The sequence below is a fragment of the Streptomyces millisiae genome, assembly GCF_031845425.1.
Lineage (GTDB): Bacteria > Actinomycetota > Actinomycetes > Streptomycetales > Streptomycetaceae > Streptomyces > Streptomyces millisiae.
Genome location: NZ_JAVREM010000231.1, coordinates 1 through 485, shown reverse-complemented (window position 1 = coordinate 485; position 485 = coordinate 1). Strand labels below are relative to the sequence as shown.

The 485-nt window shown below is 62.7% G+C and carries 1 protein-coding gene; it reads right to left on the bottom strand.

Annotation, left to right across the window (positions count from 1 at the left end):
* Positions 1 to 477 (bottom strand): NAD-glutamate dehydrogenase domain-containing protein (locus RNC47_RS36400; RefSeq protein WP_311605149.1); only part of this gene is annotated, 477 nt, incomplete at its 3' end.
* Positions 478 to 485: the final 8 nt, after the last annotated feature.

The following is a 485-nucleotide window of genomic DNA, read 5'->3' as shown; positions in this document are numbered from 1 at the left end:
GCTGAATAGGGTGATCTCGGCGTCGACATCGAGCGGTTGCGGACGGTTGAGTACAAACCATCGGGCGGCCCGGTCGAGGAGGCGACGGCCTTCGATGATCATCGCATTCGTCAGTGCCGGCGAGAGATCGGCGGCATAGATGTCCGACCAGAGTGTGTCGAGGTCGAAAACCTCGGACGCCACCGCGTGAGCCCGCACGATATCGGCTGGGGCAGAGCCGGTTTCCTCTGAAAGCCGGAATGTGAAGGTCAGCCCCGAGGTGGCCAGCACGCGGTTGACGATCGAGGTGGTGATGATCTCCCGGCGCAGGGGATGCTCGGGAAGTGGCTCGCCGAGCTGACGGCGCAACGTCGGCGGGAAATACCGGTTGAGCAGTGCGACGAAGTATGGGTCGTCGAACATCGCGCCACTGAGCAGTTCGGCCTTGAGGTCGAGCTTCACGTGCGCCATCAATGTAGCCAACTGCGGAGCGGTCAGACCACAAC